Raw genomic sequence first — 19,287 nt, 5'->3', positions numbered from 1 at the left:
AAAAAGCTCCCTCATTAAGGGAGACGTGTAAACTTATTTGGATAATACCCTCAGCAACTGAGGTTGTCAACTAAAGGGGTGCTGGGCCTCCAGTATGCCGACAAGGCGAATCGCATCCCCGCCCGGCCGCAACTATCAGACGGGGAACCTATCGGGCCTTGGCAGAGCCCAAACCTCCATCCGCCCTTACCGGTCAAACAGCTTGACGCCGCGCTCCGCCACGAAATCGACCGAACTTCTAAGCGCTTCCTCATCCAGCCCGTAAGTGCTCTTCATCATGGCGATCCAATCGGATTGCTTCGTATATTCGTGTACTTCCGTCCGCTCGTTCGTTTTCACGAACAGCTTGTTGTTCATAACCGAATAGGCGCGGTCCTCCTGAAGCAGCGTCACCACAATCCGGCGCATGAACGGGTTATCGTCCCGGTCCCGCAACGAATCGGTAATCACCTCTTCGAAATCGTCCAATCGGACCGGCTCCCATTCGATCGTCTTCGTCACGAAGCTTTGCCCTCCGGCACGTCTGTCGATTATGAAGCGTCCCGGCCCCAGCCGCGTTATTTCGATTTCTTCTCCGAGCCTGGAAAAGCGCGGCTGTTCCTCAAGCACTAACGGCTCCAGCAGCGGAGCGCCATATCCGACATCGACGTAATACATTTGTTTATCGATCGTAACCCGCAGAGCCAAATGCGTATTACCGCCGGTAGCACGAACCAGCTCGACTTGAAAGCCGAGCGATTCCAGCAAAGCACCGAAGTGTGAATTGAGAATGTAGCAATTGCCGCCCATCCCCCGGGATACGCAGTTGTCGAGAAACAGCTCCATATCCGGCAGCCATTCCAATCCTTTTTGCCCTTTATGGGTATAGTAGTGGAATTTGCTCAGGTTTTCGAAAGGAAACCGTCCGAGGTGCAGCTTGATGAGCTTGCGCAAATAGTCGAGACTCGGAGGCTGCTCCAGTGTTTGCAAATGATCGAGGTACCGGTTGCGAAGCGTAGCTGTGAGCATAGTCTCTGCCTCCTTAATGCGGCTTCAGAATCATCAGAATGAAGATGATCGTGCCGAGAACGGTTGCCCAAATGTGACTGCGACACACCTGATCGTACAGGGCGGAAACTTCCGGGCTCGCCGCCGCGGTTTCGTCCGGCGTCAAACTGTCCGCAAGCCGGCTGTGCAGCTTCTTCGCTGCCGGATTCAGCCTGAGAATAATGACCAGCTCGACAATCACATAAAGGACGAGCGTTCCGACAATCCACACTTGCAAAAACGAGCCGTACGAGCCGAGAAAAAACAAGACGAGTCCGGACAGGACCGCAATCGTTCCGAACAGCTTCGGAAACAGCTCCAGAGCGCTCACTTGCCGCAAGGACCTTTCCATTTCGCGAATGGAGGAGCCGCTGCGCAGCAGCATAGGAAACGCATAAGTCGGTCCGAGCCCCACGATCGCCGAAATGACGTGTACCAAAACGATCCATTTCATACCTATCACCGCTTTCCAATTCATGAGTTTGTCAATCAACCACACACTCATCATAGCGGCATTCTGTTTTCGGCTGTATCGGTTGGTTTACGTATTTTCCGTCATTTAAACTCGTCCACCTCGTATCCGTTCTCGACTACATAGCGGGTTAGCGCCGCACGCGAAGTGAGCTGCAGCTTCAGGAAAATGCGTTCCATATGTGTCGATACCGTGCGATGACTGATGAACAGCGTTTTGGCGATTTCCGCGTTGGTGAGTCCCTTCGCCACGCAAAGCGCTACCTGCCGTTCCCTCGCGCTCAGCGCCGTAAGGAACGGGTCCGTTTCTTTCTTCCACTGCAGCTTGGTTCGCTCCACGACCTGGCGGAATCGCGATAAACGTTCGTTTTGCGGCGTAACGGCGATCGAGGCAAGCGTCTCGCCGAGCATTCGGGCCAGCAGGCGAAAAAAATCGTCCGGCCAGCGTGCGAACACGCCGGTATCCGGCTCCATCTCCTCGCAGCATATAATGCCGAACACCGTATCGGCCGCGATGCAAGGAAACGCCAAAAAGCCGGAAGGAGAAGACGGTCCCGGGGCTTGCGGAGTCGCGACTCCGGAATCGCTTAGCGTATGCATATATTTCATCTGCGAGCGGATATTGCGCAGCCGGGTAACCGTCCGCTCCCTGGCTACCAGCGCCGCAAGCCGTTCCATCGAGACAAAAGCCGTACGATCCGCGCCCGCCCCGGGCACTCCGATAGACGCCAAAAGCTCAGGCTCTCCTTCCCTCTCTCCGGAATCGGACCACACCGAGGAGCGGTTTAGCTGCAAACCTTCGGCCAGAGCCTTGAGCAGCACGCTGAACGTCTCCGGCTCCGGAAGAAGATGCCTCGCCTCTTCGACGCATTTCCGAACGCCGGTAATTTCGAATAGAAGAACCGACTTCAGCGGGGGAGCGGAATCAATCCCCGCCATCCAGGAAACGGTCTGAAGGTCGCGCTGCACCTTCTCAAACCATTCGCCCGCCGATACGAAACCGGTGTACCGTGCCTCCAGCTCCCAGTGGACGAGGTCGACCGGATTGGCCAGCTTGATCGTCGCCAGCGGATGGACGGACAAATTACGGAGCGTTTTGTTCAGCATTTGATTGGCGATTGCGACATGCTGCGGATCGACCAGCCAAACCCGCGACAAATTCACCACATTCGGCATGCCTTCTGCATCGGCGGTCATCATAACGGACGGGTAGGCACCCTCGAACGCCGGAACCATTTCTTCAGGAAGCATTCAGTCCGCCTCCTTTTCTTGCAAAAGGCGGCCCGCCGCAGGTCCGGGGGTTTGGGCGTAAACGCGATCTGCTTGCAATCCGATCGATACGCAATCCGACACGCCGACTTGAATAAGCGGCAGCAAATTCGGATAATGCAGTGCGGCATAATTCCGCTGCTCCTCCAGCAAAACCGCCTCCTCGCGTCCCACGCTCCGGCAGTCGATAAACCGCCCCTTGAGCTGGTACGACTCGTTGTCCGCACCGGATGTGATCAGCGCCGCCACGGAGGAACCCGCCTTTACATGCTCGCGCAGCCGGAGCCACTGGCTTGCAAGAACGGTTATCCATACAGAAACATCCGGTTCGGTCCGGACACTGTAGCCTCGGCACCCAAACGGGTACGCGCCCGTAGCAGCGGCAAGATGAATGTACAATGGGACATGCTTCCGCGCTAAGAACGCATGCACCGAGTCAGGCCACGTCTTCATAACGGGCCTCCTTCCATGCGAAAATAAATGACCCTTTGCTCTATATTCCAAACGATATCCGAAATTAACAATTATGTCTATAAAGCAACTATAAAGCAACCCCACATCAATAGAATGGACGGGGCCGCTGCTGCGACTCCGTCCAGTATGCAAGTTTGCTCCCTTGCGGTTTCGGTAACGATAACGGCAGTCGGCAACCCGCCGCAGTCAACCGCGTCCATTGCGGGCACGGCTTCAGAACGAAACCGCTCCGCTTCAGCAGCGCCGATTTACTTCCCGATCCAGCCGGTGGAGCCGCTGCCGCTTTCTTTTACATATAGCGTTTGTGCGCTTCCGCCGTCCCGCCGCATGAACAAGGACCCGCCGGGCGCGCTCTGCACGCCTTCGGGCGATCCGCTGCCCGCCATGATGCCGGTGCTTCCGTACTGCCACTGCGCCGGTCCGTTCTGCGTGCTGTTGGCGACCGACGCCCCCTGCTGCCCGTTCCAGGCATCGTATCCGTTCGCGAACATATTGCCGACCACGTTCAGCCGGACCGCAGCTCCGGTCACCCGCATTCCCGAAGAAGCTTCACTTCCGACCTTAGCCGTCATATTCATCGCGACGTTAATCATATCGTCCGCTAGCGTCGAAAAATACAGCGAGTAAGTCGCGGCTCCGAGCACCGTATTCCCCACAACCGTCAAATACGGCACCCGGTACATGTGGATCGCGGTCGTCACATTCGCGCCATCGCCGATCACCACGTTGTTGGCCACCGTAATCGTACCGAAAGCGCCTGCCGGCGAAGCGCCGAATTCCTCGGAGACGATGCGGCAGCCCCGCAAGCTGTTTCCGCTGATGACGATGCCCGTCGTAAGCTTGTTCGGCTCATCCAGGTAGCCCTGGCGCGTCACGCGTATTCCCTTTGCATTTGAGACGCCGGTAATGACGTTTCCCGTAATCGTGACATCGACCGAGTCGTCCACCCAGATGCCGTTTACGTTATCCGTGCATGTGTTGCCGGTAACGGCGATCAGCTTCCCTCCGTTTTCGATTTGGATACCGGCTGCGTTTACTCCGGTCCCGGTCACGGAACAGCCGCTGACGGTAGCGTCATGCACGCCATAGAAGCCCACGGCTGCGGACGTAACCGGATCGTGGATATGGCACGCCTCGACGGTGACCCGGCTGATTCGGCCGTTCGGCGTCGAACGGAAATTGATGCCTCCGCTGCTTTTCGACGTCTTGTCATGGTAGGAGCGGACACCTCGCACGGTAATATTGCGCGCCGACTTGCCCGAGCCGTCCGAGAAATGGAACTTGACCGGGTGCCAGGAACGGAATACGGTCACGTTCTCGATCGTTATATTGTGGATATCCGAAGCCAGCGAAGCGTCGAAGCCGTCTCCGGCCCCGAATTCGATGCTGGACAAATTCCCGCCTGGAGCAATCGGATACGTATTCTCGATCCGCAAGTCGTGAATCGAGATATGGGAGCCCTCGAGATAAAACAAAACCCTCCTGTTATCATACGTAATCGCCTGCCTCAATACCGTGCCGGTCGTTCCGGCTATCGTTACGTTGCCCGGAACGCGCAGGGCGTAACCGAAGTCCAATGATCCCGGCGTCGCGAATACATACCGGGAGGCGATCAAGTATGTTCCCGGTGGCAGGAACACTTGACCGCCCGTTGCCGCAGCCGCCTGGATCGCCCCTTGCAGCGCGGCCGTGTCGTCCTGAATCCCGTCTCCCGCCGCTCCGAACCAATTCACTAGATAAACACCGTTAACCTGCAATCTCTTGAACCGCGCGCCGGTGGAAGAGACCAGAGTCGTCCCCGTGTTATCCGGACTCGCGGTATCCGCCGGATCGTAAGCGAAGTAGCCTTCCTTGCCCGAATCGGTCAAATAGATCAGCTCGGCAGACGGCACCGTCGTCATCGCCCGCAGCTCGGCCATCGTCGCGCACCGAATACAACAGGCACCCGGCTGCGGATCGTCCGGGCCGTACACCGAACCGGATACCCCCTGATGCGGTCCCCGGCCGCTCGCGCTCGCCTGAAGCAGCCCCCCGGCTGCGAATACGGCTCCCGCCGCCCCTAGAGCGGCAAGCATTTTTCTTCGGCTAATCCCGCGCTCCGAGCTGCTCGCCGCACCGTTCAGCACGTCCGTCCCCGGCTCGAGAGAACCCCCCGCTTCCACAAAAGATGTGCCGAATGTACCTCCAAGCTTGTTAAGTTCTCTATCGTTCATCAGTTCTTCTCCTCTTTTGGAATGATTTGCGGCTTGATCCGGCAGACGGAGAAGTACCCGATTCGAAAATTGAAATCGCTCTCAAAATTCAAACTGTATAAGTTGCCCAACTATTTCGGAGATCCGTTCCGTTCCGAAATGGACTATCTCACCGCTCAGGCATATCCCGTCTGGAGTTCCCCGGATGGAGTTGGCCTGCCGACGGGAGGTTTCAGTTCAACTTATACAGGTTGGGTTCGTTTTTTGCCGCTGCCGCGTAAGTCCGCCTTCCGAATGAGCCAGTTTTTTGTACGCTTCCGGCGTATGCCCGACCTTCTTTTTGAACAGCCGGCTGAAATGGGCCAAATGCTTGAAGCCTACTTCATAGCACACCCGAGTTACGGATATTTCCTTCTCGCACATCAATAACAGCTTCGCCTGGTTGATGCGCCGTTCGTATAAATAATCGGTGATCGTTGTGCCGGTAGTCTCGCGAAACAGCTTCATCAGATGAAACCTGCTAATATGAACGTGTTTGACGAGATCCTCCAGCTTCAGCTCCTCCATAAAATGCAAATCGATAAAGCGAATCAAGCGGTCGACATACTGTTCCCGCCCTGGGTCGGTTTTTTGCTTGTCCTCCATGACAGAGCGTCCCTGAACAAGAAGGAATAGGAGCAAATCGTAAAAAGCCATCAAAAACCGGTTATACTGGACGATGTCGTTGCAGCCGTAAAAGCGATTGATCCGCCGCAGCAGTTCCTCGCATTCCTCCCTGGCTTCCGGCGAGAGACGAAAATGGTAGTTTTTGAGCACGCGAAACGGCTTAAGCGGATCGCAGGTGCGCAGACTCTCGTCGAAAAGCTGCACCAGATGCGGATCGAACGAAAACATCGTACGCACATATCCGGTAGGCTCGGACACCTCAGGACCATGGGGCGTCGTGCCGTTCATAATAATCAGATCGCCGGGCTCCAGACCAATCGTCCGCTCCCCCAGCCTATAGTCGCAGGTGCCGCCGTGGAAATAAAAAATTTCATATTGCGGATGCGTGTGGACAAACGGCCGTCCGTTCCTCAGCCCTGCCCAGTTGTAATAATAGTCGGACAAAATGCGATAAGGATGCTGGGCATTCATTGAGATCTGGCTCTCCCTTCCAGGGTCCGGGCTTCATCTTCCGTCTGCGAAACCGGCCTTCGAACGATAATCGGGCGGTGACGCGATCGTTAAATATCATGTACCGGGCAAACGAGGAGAATGGGAGGTTGCCTCTATTGGCATCACCCTTTGTTGATAAATCGGGAAAAAGTTTCTCCTCGAGTGTAGCACACTGGCGGCTGATTCCGTTTGACCCGGGCTTGGCGAAAACAGGCGCGATTTGATTCGGGTTGCGGTATTTCCGGCTCTGCCGCGTTACCCCCCGATCACGAATAATAATTCCGTCCTTCAGCCTTATAAAGCGCCGCGCACCAGTCTGCGATAACGATCGGGCGTTTCGCCGACCATCTGCTTGAACACCCGGCTGAAATGCGACGGGTGCTTGAAGCCCACTTTGTAGCAAACATCCGTAACCGTGTCCCGGTCGCTGTGCACGAACATAATCTTGGCCTGCTCGACCCTTCTGTGATACAAATAATCGAACACCGTCAGCCCCGTGATTTCGCGGAACACCTTCATCAAGTGGAAACGGTTCATATGAAGTTCGGACGCCATCCGTTCCATCTCGATATCCTCCATATACTTCTCCTCGATGTAGACGATCGCTTGCCGCACGCTGTGTTCACCGGCCATTAGCGAATAAGACTTCCGTTCCATCTCCGGGCGGCACAGCTCATAAATGAACAGCAGCAGGTCGTAGAAGGCTGCGAGCAGCCGATACTGATCCACCGTGTCGATAGAATGGTAGAACCGGTTGATGTTCGCAAGCAAAATCTCGCATTCCGCCTGAGCTTTCTCTCCGAGCCGAAGATGGCGATTGCGCAGCAGCTCGAACGGCTTTAGCGGATTAATCGCAAGGAAACCGTGTTCGGCAGGCGCCAGCTTGCGGGGATCGAAGGAAAACATCGTGCGCACATACTCTTTCGTTCGATCCACCTGCGGGTAGTGGGACGCAAGGCCGTTCATAATAATCAGATCGCCCGGCCGCAAGGTTATGGCGCGATCGCCAAGCCTGTACACGCAGCGGCCCGCGTGAAAATAGTACACTTCGTATTGCAGATGCGAATGAGCAAGCGTGTTTCCAAGCAATAACCTGTTCCATTTGTAATAGTAGTGGTCCATTACTTGCAGCCGAGTCGTCTCCACGAAACATCCCGCCTTTTCTCGCGCATCCCCCACCATCGAAAACTGGGCTCCATTTAGTGGGCGTTTTTTGAAATCATTTTCCGCTCTGCTGCCATTATAGCAGAAATTCGCGAAAAACAACCCGGATCATACATGCCGCCTCTTTCTCCCAGCGATAGTCAAGTTTCCGAACAACAGCCCGTGCTATATTGGGGTTGCAGCGATACTTAGGGGGGAACGAACGATGAGAAACAAAATAGGGATCGGTCCGGTATCCGTCGCTTTGATAGCGGCGCTTGCCGGATGCAGCAGCGGAAACAACGGAGAATCGGGACAGGCGGTTAAAGATGCGGCGACTCCAGCGCAGCAAGCCGGCCCCGCGGAGCTTGCCAAACAAGCGGCCCAGCAACCGGCGGAGCTGGTGATCGGCTCGTCAAGCGGAGCCACGAATGAACAGTTCATGCGAGACTACGGAACCAAGATTAGCGAGAAGTTTCCCAATTACAAAATCAAGTATGTAGAGGGCTCGTTCAAAACGTATATCGAATCCGGCCAGTCGTACGATATCTTCATCAGCTCGGTCGGATTAACGCCGGCTTCCGTGCTGACCTACAACTTGCAAAGCGATATTAGCGATCTCGTTCAAAAGTACCGTTTCGACATGACCGGACTGGAGCCATCCACGATCGACATCCAGCGCCAGCTTGCCGGAGGCGGGATTTACGGTCTCCCGGTAAACACGACGTCCGCCGCCTTGTTCTACAACAAAGATTTGTTCGACCGGTTCGGCGTCCCGTACCCAAAAGATGGAATGACCTGGGAGGACCAGTACGATTTGGCCAAAAAAATGACGCGTTCCGACGAGGGAACGACGTATCGCGGACTCACGATGGCGTTTCAGCATTTGATGTTTTTGAACCAGCTGTCCGCGCCTCATCTCGATGCAAAAACGTACAAAGCAATGTTTCTGGAAAACAACTTCGTGAGAGCGTTCGAAAATATGGCCCGCTTCTACAAAATTCCCGGCAATGAGCTTCCCGGCAATACATTTTATTTGAACAATCAGCAAGACCCGTTTTATAAGGACAAAACGGTGGCGATGCTGCTTACGCTGAGCACAGGCGGTGTAAACTTCGGGGATTGGAATTGGGATATAGCGAAGTTCCCGGTGTTCAAGGACAAGCCGGACGTCGGCCCGCAGTCGTATCCGAACTACTTCTACGTTACCAGCACGAGCAAGCAAAGAGACGCGGCCTTCCAGGTGCTCAGCTACGTCGCCTCCGAAGAGTTCCAGATGTGGCAGGCCAAAACGGGAACGCCGGCCGTGCTCAAAGATAAGAGCAAAACCGCCTCCGTCTTCGGCGTCGACAAGCCGCTCTACAAAGGCAAACATTTGACGGCCATACTGCCGGACAAATTCGCGGACCCGACGGTGAAAACGCTGTACCAGGCGGCGGCCGACAAAGAGGTGAATGCCGCGCTCGGCGCTTATGCGGCCGGCCAGGACGTCAACACCGTTCTGCGGGAAGCGGCTGAACGCGCCGACAAGGCGATAGCGGCAACGAAGGGCAAATAAGCGGCAAATGACAACGTCCTCCTAGCGGCGGGAAATCGGGTGTAACTCGATGATTTCCTGCAGCTATAGGAGGACGTTTGTTTGTTTGGAAGCAGCATTGGCGCGCACAGATGCGTTGCCGCTCGGCACAGATGACGTTACGGCCGCAAGCTCGGCCGTTTATCCGTCAATCTTGCCAGCAAGCCGGAGACGCATTCTGCCAAACGTTCGCCCGTCCCCGGGGAAATGCGGCTGAATACTTTTAGACGCGGCTCGTAGCCGCCCTGATCGTACGCCGCCCGCGTGCAGACGTACCCGTATATCGAGCCGTTGCACAACGTCCCGACGAGGGTGTGCGGAAACGGGGAAGCCGCTTTGACCGCAAGCCCCAGCTCGACGAATATTTCGCCGGGCAAGCAGGCGAGCGCCAGTCCGCCGATCCGCAGCGCCTGGACTTCCAGACGCGCCGTCCCTCCCGGCAGCTCCGACACCTTCATGACCTGCTCGGCGAAAAAACGCTCCGCCCCGGTAATCCGGCTGTCGGCGAGCACGCTTCGCGCCCGCTCGATCTCCTCGGCGCTGGCTGTGCGCAGTTCCATCGTTATGAAATCGTTCAGCGCGTCCGCTTCGGCTTCCGTGGCCGCAGCCGTCTCGGTGCGTACCCGGAGCACCTCTTCGGCCAGGCGTCTGCCGATATCCCGGGCGATATTCCGGGCCGCCATCTTCGGCCGGCTCGTGTCGACATGGTTAATATCGCCGCAGGTGCCGAGCAAGAAGAGGCTGACCGCCTGCCCGCCTAGCTCTTCCTTCAGCTCCGCCGACAGATGGGCCGGGTAATCGCCGCTGTATACTTTTCCCCCGACCGTATCGGTATGGCACGCGAAACACGACACGACGCCGATCGGGCTGCCGTCGAGACGATCCAGACTAAGAACGGACAATTCCGGGTCGATCGGTCCGGCGGGACGGTCGATATCCGGGTTCATATAACCCGGATTCGTCCGCAGAGTCCCGTCCTTCATCCAGTATCGGCGCTGAAACGAAACGTCCTGGACGTGGCCCGCTCCCCAGCCGATACGAGCCGGTTCGCGGCCGTTGTACGCGATAAGGACCGCATCCGCCGCGCGGTCGGCCATATAGGCCAGGTAGTCGTCATGCCGGCTGCCGTCCAGTCCGGTGCGCACCGGGGCTCCCGTATGCGTATGCGTGGCGAATACCGCCGTACGCGCCGCCGGAATGCCGGTAAACGCCTCAACCCGCGCGCGTATACGGTTTGCCTCCCGCTCCGGAACGAACAGCGCATCAATCGCGACGAGCGCCAGCACCGTATCCCCCGACTGGATAACGGCCGCTTTCGCGTACAGCGGATCGCGAATCCCGTTCGACTTTCGCTCCTCCGTGTAACCCGGTATCGAGCTGCCGAGAGGGGGCGTAATATCCAGCTCGGCCATTCCGCATTGCAGCATCTCCATTCCTCCTGTTCACCCTCTATTCCCGTTACGACTACCCGAGCTCGTTATTTGTTACTTGTTAACCGTTACCGTTACTGCGCTTCCATATCGCCTGCGTTCCTTCGATCGCAAGCTCGGTGCCGAGCTCCCGGCTCAAGCTTTGCAGCTTCAGCAGCACGCTCCCGTCACCGGTCAGCCGCGGCCAGCCTCTGCGGTAACGGGGCTCGCCGTAGCCGAGCGTTATCGGACGAAAGCGCATCTGAACCAGATCGCCGCCTTCGAACTCGAGACCGGCGACGACGGATGACCAGACGTCCGGGCTCGCGCCGAGCCCGCGCGTATCGCCCGCGCTTCGAGCATCGAGCGCATCCGCCGTGCGATGCTCGGGGCCGAGGCCGTATTTTTCGTAAAAGTCCGCAGGCAGCCGGTCAACGGAATCGTTCTGAAATATAAAGTTGCCGAGACTGTACAAGATCGGTTTGCCGCGGTACAGCTCCACCCCGCGAATCACATGCGGCCCGTGGCCGATGACGGCATGAGCCCCCTCGTCGATGCAGCGCCGCGCAAACTCCCGGAGGAAATCGGCCGGAGCGTCCTTTCGCCCGTCCTTGATCTCATGCGAATGGATGCTAACGATGACGTAGTCGGCCTGCCGCCGCGCATTCCCGATGGCGCCGAGAATACGGGCCATATCGCCAAGATGTGGCTGCGTCGCCGCTCCTGAAACGTCGCTTGCGACAAACCGGTGACCGCCGAAGGTGATGCCGTCGTCCGGATCGCGGGAGAAGAAACCTTCCTTGACGAGCATCTCCTGGTAGTCGTTAATGCCGGTTTCAGAGGCTATTGCCCTCAACTCAGCAAGCTGCTGCTCCGAGATCCGGTATGTCGTCGAGAAGCGGAGCGGATTCACACCTGGCCTGCCGGCCATATCTCCCCGCTGCTCCCCCGCCCGCCACGATTCGTGAAACGTCGAGGTGGCCGCGATCAGCGCGGCTCTGCCTGCGGGAAGCTCCATATAGCGGATCGCACCGGCTTCTCCCAGATTGCTGCCGGCCCCGGCGTGCACCCAATCGAATCGATCCAGTTGGCGCTCCGTCTCCTCCAGCCCGCCGTACGAATAATCGAGCGAATGATTATTCGCCCAGGCAAGCGCATTAAAGCCGTATTTGCGCAAATCGTCCAATACGGACGGATCGGCGGCTGCCCAGGTGCCGCCGCTTTGCGCCGCCGGACACGATTCCGGACCGGGCAAAGTCACTTCGAGATTCGTGAAGCGGATATCGAAGCCGCCGAACCACTGCGCCAATTCGCGGTGCGTCTCATCGCCGGCGGGAAACCGCCTTGTGATGAAGCTGTCGCCTGTTGCGGCCATCGTCATTTTGGTCAAGGTTGCCCTCACTCCTCTCCGCCCGACGCCCCGGTACCCGGCGCCTCCGGCCAGCCCGGACATGCGTACACGAGACGGACAAGCAGCTCGGCGGCGGTGCCGAGCACCCGTTCGTCGAAATCAAACGTCGTCTGATGATGGCCCGCGGCTAGCGGGCTGCCGAACAACATATAAACGCCGCGGCCGCCTTGCTCCCGCACCCGGCGCAGCATCCACGTCGCGTCCTCGGAAGCGCCGATCGGCATCGAAGCGACGAACGAGCCGACCGATTCCATCCGGGCGCACTCCGCCTCGATTTGCGGAATGAGCGAACGGTCGCCTTCCCCGCCCGTGCCGTGACCAACCGTTTCCCACTCGCACGTTACGCCGTACATTGCCGCTGCGGCCTCCAGAATACGGCTCGTCTCCCGGACCATGTACTCGCATAACGCCTCGGTCTCGCCGCGAAGCTCAAGCTTCATCCGCGCTTCCGCAGGAACGACATTGCGCCCGGAGCCGCCTTCCAGCATCCCGACATTAACGCGGGTTGCCCCGTCCCCGTGTCTGCCGATCCCGTGCAGATGAAGCGCGGCGGCACACGCGGCAAGCAGCGCGTTGCTGCCAAGCTGCGGCGATTCGCCGGCGTGCGCTGCCTTGCCGCGGAACACCGCGTCGATCTTCGTCGTGGACAGGAAGCCATCGACCGAAGCCACGACTTCGCCAAGCGTTCGGCTCCTGACGCCGATATGCCCGCACAGGAAGTAGTTCACGCCGTCCAGCCAGCCGGCCTCCACCATCGACTTCGCTCCCCGGCAGCCTTCCTCGGCCGGCTGGAACAGCAGCCTGATTTCGCCGGCCAGCTCGCCGGCCCTCTCGGCGATTAGCTCCGCCGCCCCGAGCCCGATGGCGGTATGCCCGTCATGGCCACAAGCATGCATCAGTCCGGGCCGATCGGAGGCGAAGCGGAGCTGCCGCGGGGGATGACCCGCTTCTTCGCTTTCCCCGACTTCGACACAATCCATATCGAAGCGCAGCGCGACGACCGGTCCCGGCTTCGCGCCGCGAAGCACACCGACGACGGCCGTATGCCCGCCCTTCATCTGCTCCAGCCAGGCCGGATCGACGCCGTCCCGCAGCGCCCGCTCTTCGTGCTGCCGAATCGTTTCCGCGCCCGGAACGCCCATGCGCGCCTCGGACTTGCAAGCCCGCTTCCCGGTCGTCACCGTATAGCCAAGCGCGGAAAGCCTCGAGGCAACCAGAGCGGCCGTCCGGTATTCCAGCCACCCCGGCTCCGGGTGGGCGTGAATGTCTCTTCGGCAGAGGACCATACTATCCAGCCATCGCTCTCTCCCCATCCGTTCCATCCCCCACATCCTTTCCGGAAGCGATCCGGGGTTTGCACACCGCTCGCATCCGTTTTTCACATAAAGACATTTTCTTTATATATTCCGTATATAGAGTAGCACCGCCCTATCCGGCTGTCAATCGTTTGTTTTGCTTCGCTGCGCCTTCCAAAGCGCCGGTTTGCCCCGCTCCGCGCCGTTTGCTTTTGCCCGCATCCCCCGGCATAATAAACACATCGGGCCTTCCGGGCACCGGGAAATCCTTCCGGTTTGGGCGGCCAATCGTTCGAACATTATGATTACGACTACATGAAGGGAGGTCCGACATGAACATTGTCGTCGGCCTGGTCGGGCCGTCAGATACGGTCGCTCTCGTGCAGCAGGTAGGCAAGGAATGGGAGGGCCGCATCCGGCTCGTGCCTTTTGTATACGAAGACGTGGAGGAAGTGGCGACTATCGTGACGGGGAACCGGGGCGGCATAGACGTCTGGCTCTTTACCGGCCGGCTCGCCTACGAGCTCGGTATCCCCCACCTCCCCGAAGGCGGCGCCCTCATGATCCGCTCGAGCGGCTCCGCGCTGATGAAGGCGCTGTTCGAAGCCGTTCGCACCCGGGGCATTCCTGGACGGTTCAGCCTCGATTCGCTGCCGGAGGCAGAGGTCGCGGAGACGCTGGACGAGCTGCGGCTGCATGAAAGCGTGCCGATCGTTCATCCGGAGCGCGGCTACATCCCGTCCGTCGAGCTGGTTCGTTTTCACGAATCGCTCTACCAGTCGGGCGAAGCGGAATTATGCATCACGCATCGCGGACACGTGTACGAAGAACTGCGCCGGCGCGGCGTGGCCGTCATCCGGATCGTTCCGACCGTTATGTCCATCCGCGAAACGCTGCGGCTCGCATCCCAGCTCGGGGAAACGCATCATTTCCGGCAATCGCAAATTGCCGCGATCCAGCTGCAGGTGCGAAACGCGTTTCATGAAAATACGAACGCCTACGAAATGCATAGGCTCAATCTGAAGCTTCAGGAGCTGCTGCTGCAATTCGCCGAACATATATCCGGCGCGCTGCTGCCGACGGGCGGCGCAACGTTCAGCATCTTCTCCACGCGCGGGGCGATCGAACGGAACACCGAATTCCCCCCGTCACTTTTGTTTGAGAAAATCCGGCTATTGTCCGGCGGGACCGTCCACTTCGGCATCGGCTACGGGCTCACGGCGTTCGGAGCCGAGCAAAATGCGGCGCTCGCCTTGTCGCGCACGGAAAAACACGAGAAGGGCGGACTCGTGATCGCCGATGAAACCGGAGCGATCGAAGAAACGTTTCCGCATCTGCCGCCGCTTGCGTTCCAATCCCGCAGCGACGATCCGGACGTGATCGAGCGGCTCAAGCGGGCCGGCGTCTCCGCCGCCACCTTCGGCAAGATCGTATCCGTGCAAGCGGGGACGGGCAAGCAAAGCGTCACTGCGGCCGACCTGGCCTCGTGGCTGGACATGACGCCGCGCAATGCGAACCGGCTGCTCGCAGAGCTCGAACGAGGCGGGCTGGCCCGCGTCGTCGGCGAGGAAGCGCCTGCGCCGAAGGGCAGGCCGCGCAAGCTGTTTCGCATCGGAGCCGAGGAAGGGGAACGCGCGGAGGATCGCGATTAAGCTTGAGCCGCGTATGTGCGCCCCTTGATAAGTACGGCCGCCTCTCCTTCTATTTGAAGGGGGGGCGGCTTTTTTTGGTTTCAGACCTCATTGCCGCACATTAAGCAACCATTCAGCTTATTTTTAGCTTGCATTAAGGCTCCGTTCACTTACAAGTCATACAGGCGTCCTATACTCTAGGCGTAGGAGCAAATCATACATAGAGACGAGAGGATGGAGATGGAATTGAGAAACCAAAAAGGAAGTGCAATGAAAAAACGTTTTGTCGTGTTGATGGGTGCGGTAGTTATTGCGGCATCGGGCGGCTTCGCCGGCCCTCAGCATTCGGCTTATGCGGATGCGGTGAAATCGGAAACCGCTCCGGCTTCGAATGAAGGAGCGGTGCAGACAAGCCCGGCGGCAACCGTTCAAGCGGCCGCTCCGCTCACCTACGCCGATTTGCTGGTGCACAAGCAGTTGTCGCAAATCGTCACGCTTGCATTCGCTTTTGCCGACTCGGATATCGACTATAGCTCTTATCTGGGAGCGGTGTATGAGGGAAAATCGCTTGCCGAAGCCGCCGGAGTTTCGCCGGGCGACCTGAATGACCAGTTGACGGCTTCCGTGCAGCATACCGTTCAGGCGGAGGTCGCCGCCGGTTCCTTGACCGCCACGGAGGGCGAGCAGGCTGTTACCTCTTTATCGAGCGCTATATCCGCTGCGGTATCCGGCAGCCTGAACCAGGCAGCCCGCTTGTCCGCCACGGATGCCGGACAAGATCTCGTACAGCTTCACTTGAGCCGGATTGTGCCGAACACTGCAGTTTATATCGAAGGCTCCGCGGCCGATCTGCTTCGGGCAATGCAAGCCGGACAAAGCTTGGCGGAAGCAGCCGGTTTGAGCGCGGATGCGTTGTCCGACCAGCTCGATTCGCAGCTGTTCGCCGACTTGGACAATGCCGTTCAGTCCGGCAAACTGCTCGCGGCAGATGCCGAAGCGCGAAAGGCGGAAGCGGCAAAAGCGATCCGGGAAGCGGTATCGACACCGTCGTTTGACAAGGTCAATACGGTATGGATGGATCGCTTCGGCGCACAACTCGTCGCCCGGAAGCTCGATTCGGCGGAAAGATTGGCAGCCGTTCAGTCGAGCAAGGATTATTCCGACGTCCTGGAGGCGCTGGCGCAAGGAAAAACGCTGGCGGACGCTACCGGAATTTCGGAAGCCGATCTGGCGGAGCAGCTTGGCTCCCCGATCCATCAGGCGATCGACGCCTCCTGGCTTAACGGCAGTCTGTCGCGGCAAGCCGCAGACCAATGGAAAGCGAAGGCCGACGAAGCGCTGAACCGGCTTATTCGCGGCGAAGCGCCGGCCGGCTCGCCGCAAGCGGATGCGGCCATCGCCCAAGGGAGCACGCGAGATATCGTGAAAGCCAGCGCATCGTATGCCAGTTTGTCTTACGAGGATTTGAAGCAGGCGGTAGCCTCCGGTCAAACGCTCGTACAAGCGACCGGGTTAACCGAAGAGGAACTGCTCGGCACGCTGAAGGCGGAAGCCGATTCATATATCGCCGAGGCGGTGTTAAGCGGCCGCTTGGACCGTTCTGCGGAGCAAGCTACCCGGGAGGAAGCTTATACTCTGATCCGTTCAGCTATCGAAACGGCGGGGTATGCAGGCAAAGTGGACGCGCAGTTGTACGGCAGCGAGCTGGCAAGCCGGATTGTGGAACAGGCGGCGGAGACGGATGGAGTGAACGCTTCCGAGCTCCTCGAGGCGCTGGCGCAAGGTTATTCGCTCTCGTCAGCCGCACATACGGACAAGGATAGCCTGATTTACAGTCTGCTGCGCTCAGCCAATCAGGAGATCAACGGGCTGGCCGGCGAAGGCCGAATTACGGACGAAGAGAGCGCCCAGTTGAAATCCGACTATACGTCCAGCCTGCTGGAGCTGCTGGCGAAATAGAGCAATATCCGCAAAGACCGTTCCCACTCGCGGAACGGTCTTCGACGTTATCGGACTGAGGCTCCGATCAACCTGCACAGACTAATCGATTGATAACATGGATGCCGGTTCTGCATTGTCGGAGAAAGTGTTTATACGGGATTGGGCGGCTCTTCAAAACAATTTGTCCACAGGATAACTTTCACCGGACACAGGCTCCGGCGGGTATCCGTACCTTTTGGCTATGATCGGCCAATGGACCGCTTTCCGTCCGGATGTGGAGCATAGATTGGGGCACATCCCGAACTTGCCCATCTTCCCTTCGATGTTCCATTCTTTCTTCAGAAAGACGCACTCGCATCGCGGACACCACCAATATTCCTCCATCCGTTTCCCCACCGTCAGTCGAATTTGATTATCCGTTACGGAAAAATTTCACAGTTTCATTATAGCACATATGTTCGCATTCAGTGCGAGTTCACTTGGAATTATTGAAAAAAAAGGAAAGAAACCTTGAAGGATATTCCCTCAAGGTTCGATGATTGTTATTCCGCCTGTACGATAGCGGCGCGATAAATTTTGCTAAACGACAGATTGGTAAAGTCGATATCGAACGCTTGTATCGCTTCCGGCGCCGTTACATGCAGCGGAATCACTGCGGTTATGAGGCCGGTTACCCCTGTAAATGCATAATTACTGAATAAAACGGCTCCGGCTGCATCTCTCACTGCCGTGTGCGCTCTCCCGTTTCCCGGTGCCGTATCGGGGTTGCCCTCCGCCGTCACTTGCAATTCGAAATCGGTGGTCAGCTTGGGATTGGCAACATAAAGTTTAAAGCGAAAATTGAGGTTTTCCCCCGAGGCCAGATGCCAGGCGTGGTTGCTACCGTTTTCGGCAAAAGCCAAATCCCGGTTCGCGAGCGTCCCCGATATATTCATCTGCGGAAACAGGTTGTCGTAGGCCATAACGTTCCATTCCGGCTGTACGCCGCTAATGACATACGGCAGACGCCGAACGGGCGACAATCCCTGCACGTACAGCTGCGTATTCCAGGGATACCGTTTATCCCATTTCGTCGTCACAATCTCGAGGATGTTGCCAAGTACACCGTTAAAAGGCGTAAGCGTGTTCATCTGAATCACGTTGCCGGATGCGCAGCCGATGTAATCCCCGTTGTAGACGATTTTGAAATAAGGCCGCTGCTTGGCGACGGAAAGCGATACATTCAGATGATTCATATGAATTTTGCACGAATCCGGGTTGTACAGGTAATACATTTCCGGCACGGACTTGATTCCGCCGCGTTCCAACTGTTCGCTGTAATTATGCCGCAGCTCCGCGCCGAACGAGCGCCACAGCGTAATTCCCCCGATACGGGTAACATCCAGCAAATCGTTCTGTTCATAAACGTTATCCGCCCCCATCCCGAATGACGAGGAATGCCACAATACCCGTTCGTCATGAATGTGCCGGGCGTTGCCGTTAAACCGATTGCGCTCCACCTTGGCCAGCGTGCAGCCGATATTTTCCAGAGCGATTCCGTAATTGTCGAACAGGCAGCTTTTCACTTCGGCCCCGTATACCATAACGAGATGCAGCCCTACTCCGAACGACTCGAGCTGTTCCCTTGCAGGGACAAGGGCGGATTGGGCTTCCGCATCGTTACGCGCGTCGTACGTCCCTTGGAATTTCACATCGGAGATGCTCACCGAGCGCGACGGGTTTGCCGCATTTGCGTAGTCGGTCCCCACATCCCAGCGATTCGTAATTCCGTACTTGGCATTCAGCGTAAAACCGCCGATACGGAAATACTCAACCCGCGATCCGGGTGTGAATACATTGATCGCGAACTTCGCCGAATCAGTCATATTGATGACGACACTGTGCAAGCCTGCGCCTTGAAGGATCATCCCTTGCGGCACCTGTATCGTGTCGCTGATTTTGTACGTGCCGGCCGGGATAAACAGCAGACCGCCTCTCGTCAAGCTGTTCACCGCAGCTTGAATGGCTGCCGTATCGTCCGCGATGCCGTCGCCGATCGCGCCGAAATCTTTCACACTGACCGATTCGCGCAATTTGGCGGCGACGTTTCTCTCGGGCTGGCCTGCTCCGTACCGGTACGATACGGAATCCGCATCCGTTTCCCCATCCCCGTATACCGAGGTCGTTACGCTGGACACTCCGTTCACCTGATGAAGCAGACCACCCGATACGGCCGCGGCTCCCGCCGCACCGATTGTCGTGAGCATCGCCCTCCGGCTTATTTTTCGTGCAGCTGGCTCCTTCTCGTTCAT

Annotated in this window: 15 protein-coding genes; 3 read left to right on the top strand and 12 right to left on the bottom strand. The window is 57.9% G+C overall.

Features of this window, described 5'->3' with window-relative positions:
- Positions 1-186 precede the first annotated feature (186 nt).
- The 7 genes from D7M11_RS18705 to D7M11_RS18675 all read right to left on the bottom strand — a co-directional run bounded on the left by D7M11_RS18705 (position 187) and on the right by D7M11_RS18675 (position 7,736).
- Positions 187-1,008: an arylamine N-acetyltransferase gene (locus tag D7M11_RS18705; RefSeq protein WP_120748762.1), complete on the bottom strand. Its 822-nt coding sequence runs from the start codon at positions 1,006-1,008 to the stop codon at positions 187-189.
- Positions 1,009-1,021: 13 nt separating this feature from the next.
- Positions 1,022-1,504, bottom strand: coding sequence for a DUF2269 family protein (locus D7M11_RS18700; RefSeq protein ID WP_205127076.1), 483 nt, complete (start codon positions 1,502-1,504; stop codon positions 1,022-1,024).
- 77 nt (positions 1,505-1,581) lie between these two features.
- The gene (locus D7M11_RS18695; RefSeq protein ID WP_120748760.1) at positions 1,582-2,748 is read right to left on the bottom strand and encodes a LuxR C-terminal-related transcriptional regulator; all 1,167 of its coding nucleotides are present in this window, start codon (positions 2,746-2,748) and stop codon (positions 1,582-1,584) included.
- Positions 2,749-3,219 carry a hypothetical protein gene (locus D7M11_RS18690; protein ID WP_120748759.1) on the bottom strand — a complete coding sequence of 157 codons (471 nt, stop codon included), beginning with the start codon at positions 3,217-3,219 and terminating at the stop codon, positions 2,749-2,751.
- Positions 3,220-3,488: 269 nt separating this feature from the next.
- Positions 3,489-5,453, bottom strand: coding sequence for a NosD domain-containing protein (locus D7M11_RS18685; RefSeq protein ID WP_120748758.1), 1,965 nt, complete (start codon positions 5,451-5,453; stop codon positions 3,489-3,491).
- Positions 5,454-5,669: 216 nt separating this feature from the next.
- Positions 5,670-6,569, bottom strand: coding sequence for a helix-turn-helix transcriptional regulator (locus D7M11_RS18680; protein WP_120748757.1), 900 nt, complete (start codon positions 6,567-6,569; stop codon positions 5,670-5,672).
- Positions 6,570-6,884: 315 nt separating this feature from the next.
- On the bottom strand, positions 6,885-7,736 hold the full coding sequence (locus D7M11_RS18675; RefSeq protein ID WP_158606707.1) for an AraC family transcriptional regulator: 852 nt from the start codon (positions 7,734-7,736) through the stop codon (positions 6,885-6,887).
- Between the two features lie 223 nt (positions 7,737-7,959).
- Between D7M11_RS18675 and D7M11_RS18670 the strand changes: the two genes are divergently transcribed.
- Positions 7,960-9,291 (top strand): ABC transporter substrate-binding protein, encoded by a 1,332-nt coding sequence (locus D7M11_RS18670; RefSeq protein WP_120748755.1) that lies wholly within the window; start codon positions 7,960-7,962, stop codon positions 9,289-9,291.
- Positions 9,292-9,428: 137 nt separating this feature from the next.
- Here the strand turns inward: D7M11_RS18670 and D7M11_RS18665 are convergent, their stop codons facing one another.
- The 4 genes from D7M11_RS18665 to D7M11_RS37770 form a co-directional block, all read right to left on the bottom strand.
- Complete coding sequence (locus D7M11_RS18665; protein WP_158606706.1) at positions 9,429-10,736, bottom strand: neutral/alkaline non-lysosomal ceramidase N-terminal domain-containing protein; 1,308 nt, start codon at positions 10,734-10,736, stop codon at positions 9,429-9,431.
- Between the two features lie 64 nt (positions 10,737-10,800).
- Positions 10,801-12,099, bottom strand: coding sequence for a CapA family protein (locus D7M11_RS18660; protein ID WP_120748814.1), 1,299 nt, complete (start codon positions 12,097-12,099; stop codon positions 10,801-10,803).
- 17 nt (positions 12,100-12,116) lie between these two features.
- The gene (locus D7M11_RS18655) at positions 12,117-13,442 is read right to left on the bottom strand and encodes an amidohydrolase (protein WP_240041193.1); all 1,326 of its coding nucleotides are present in this window, start codon (positions 13,440-13,442) and stop codon (positions 12,117-12,119) included.
- A gap of 115 nt (positions 13,443-13,557) precedes the next feature.
- Positions 13,558-13,683 (bottom strand): hypothetical protein, encoded by a 126-nt coding sequence (locus tag D7M11_RS37770; protein ID WP_275671717.1) that lies wholly within the window; start codon positions 13,681-13,683, stop codon positions 13,558-13,560.
- A 73-nt stretch (positions 13,684-13,756) separates the two neighbouring features.
- Between D7M11_RS37770 and D7M11_RS18650 the strand changes: the two genes are divergently transcribed.
- Both D7M11_RS18650 and D7M11_RS18645 read left to right on the top strand, forming a co-directional pair.
- A complete protein-coding gene (locus D7M11_RS18650; RefSeq protein WP_120748752.1) occupies positions 13,757-15,076 on the top strand; it encodes an amidohydrolase family protein in 1,320 nt (439 codons plus the stop codon).
- A 249-nt stretch (positions 15,077-15,325) separates the two neighbouring features.
- Positions 15,326-17,014 (top strand): hypothetical protein, encoded by a 1,689-nt coding sequence (locus D7M11_RS18645; protein ID WP_120748751.1) that lies wholly within the window; start codon positions 15,326-15,328, stop codon positions 17,012-17,014.
- A gap of 524 nt (positions 17,015-17,538) precedes the next feature.
- On the opposite strand, the gene D7M11_RS18640 is transcribed toward D7M11_RS18645, so the two are convergent.
- Complete coding sequence (locus D7M11_RS18640) at positions 17,539-19,287, bottom strand: glycosyl hydrolase family 28-related protein (protein WP_120748750.1); 1,749 nt, start codon at positions 19,285-19,287, stop codon at positions 17,539-17,541.

The organism is Paenibacillus ginsengarvi (assembly GCF_003626695.1).
Classification (GTDB): Bacteria; Bacillota; Bacilli; order Paenibacillales; family NBRC-103111; genus Paenibacillus_AB; species Paenibacillus_AB ginsengarvi.
This window is presented reverse-complemented; position numbering and strand designations above follow the sequence as displayed.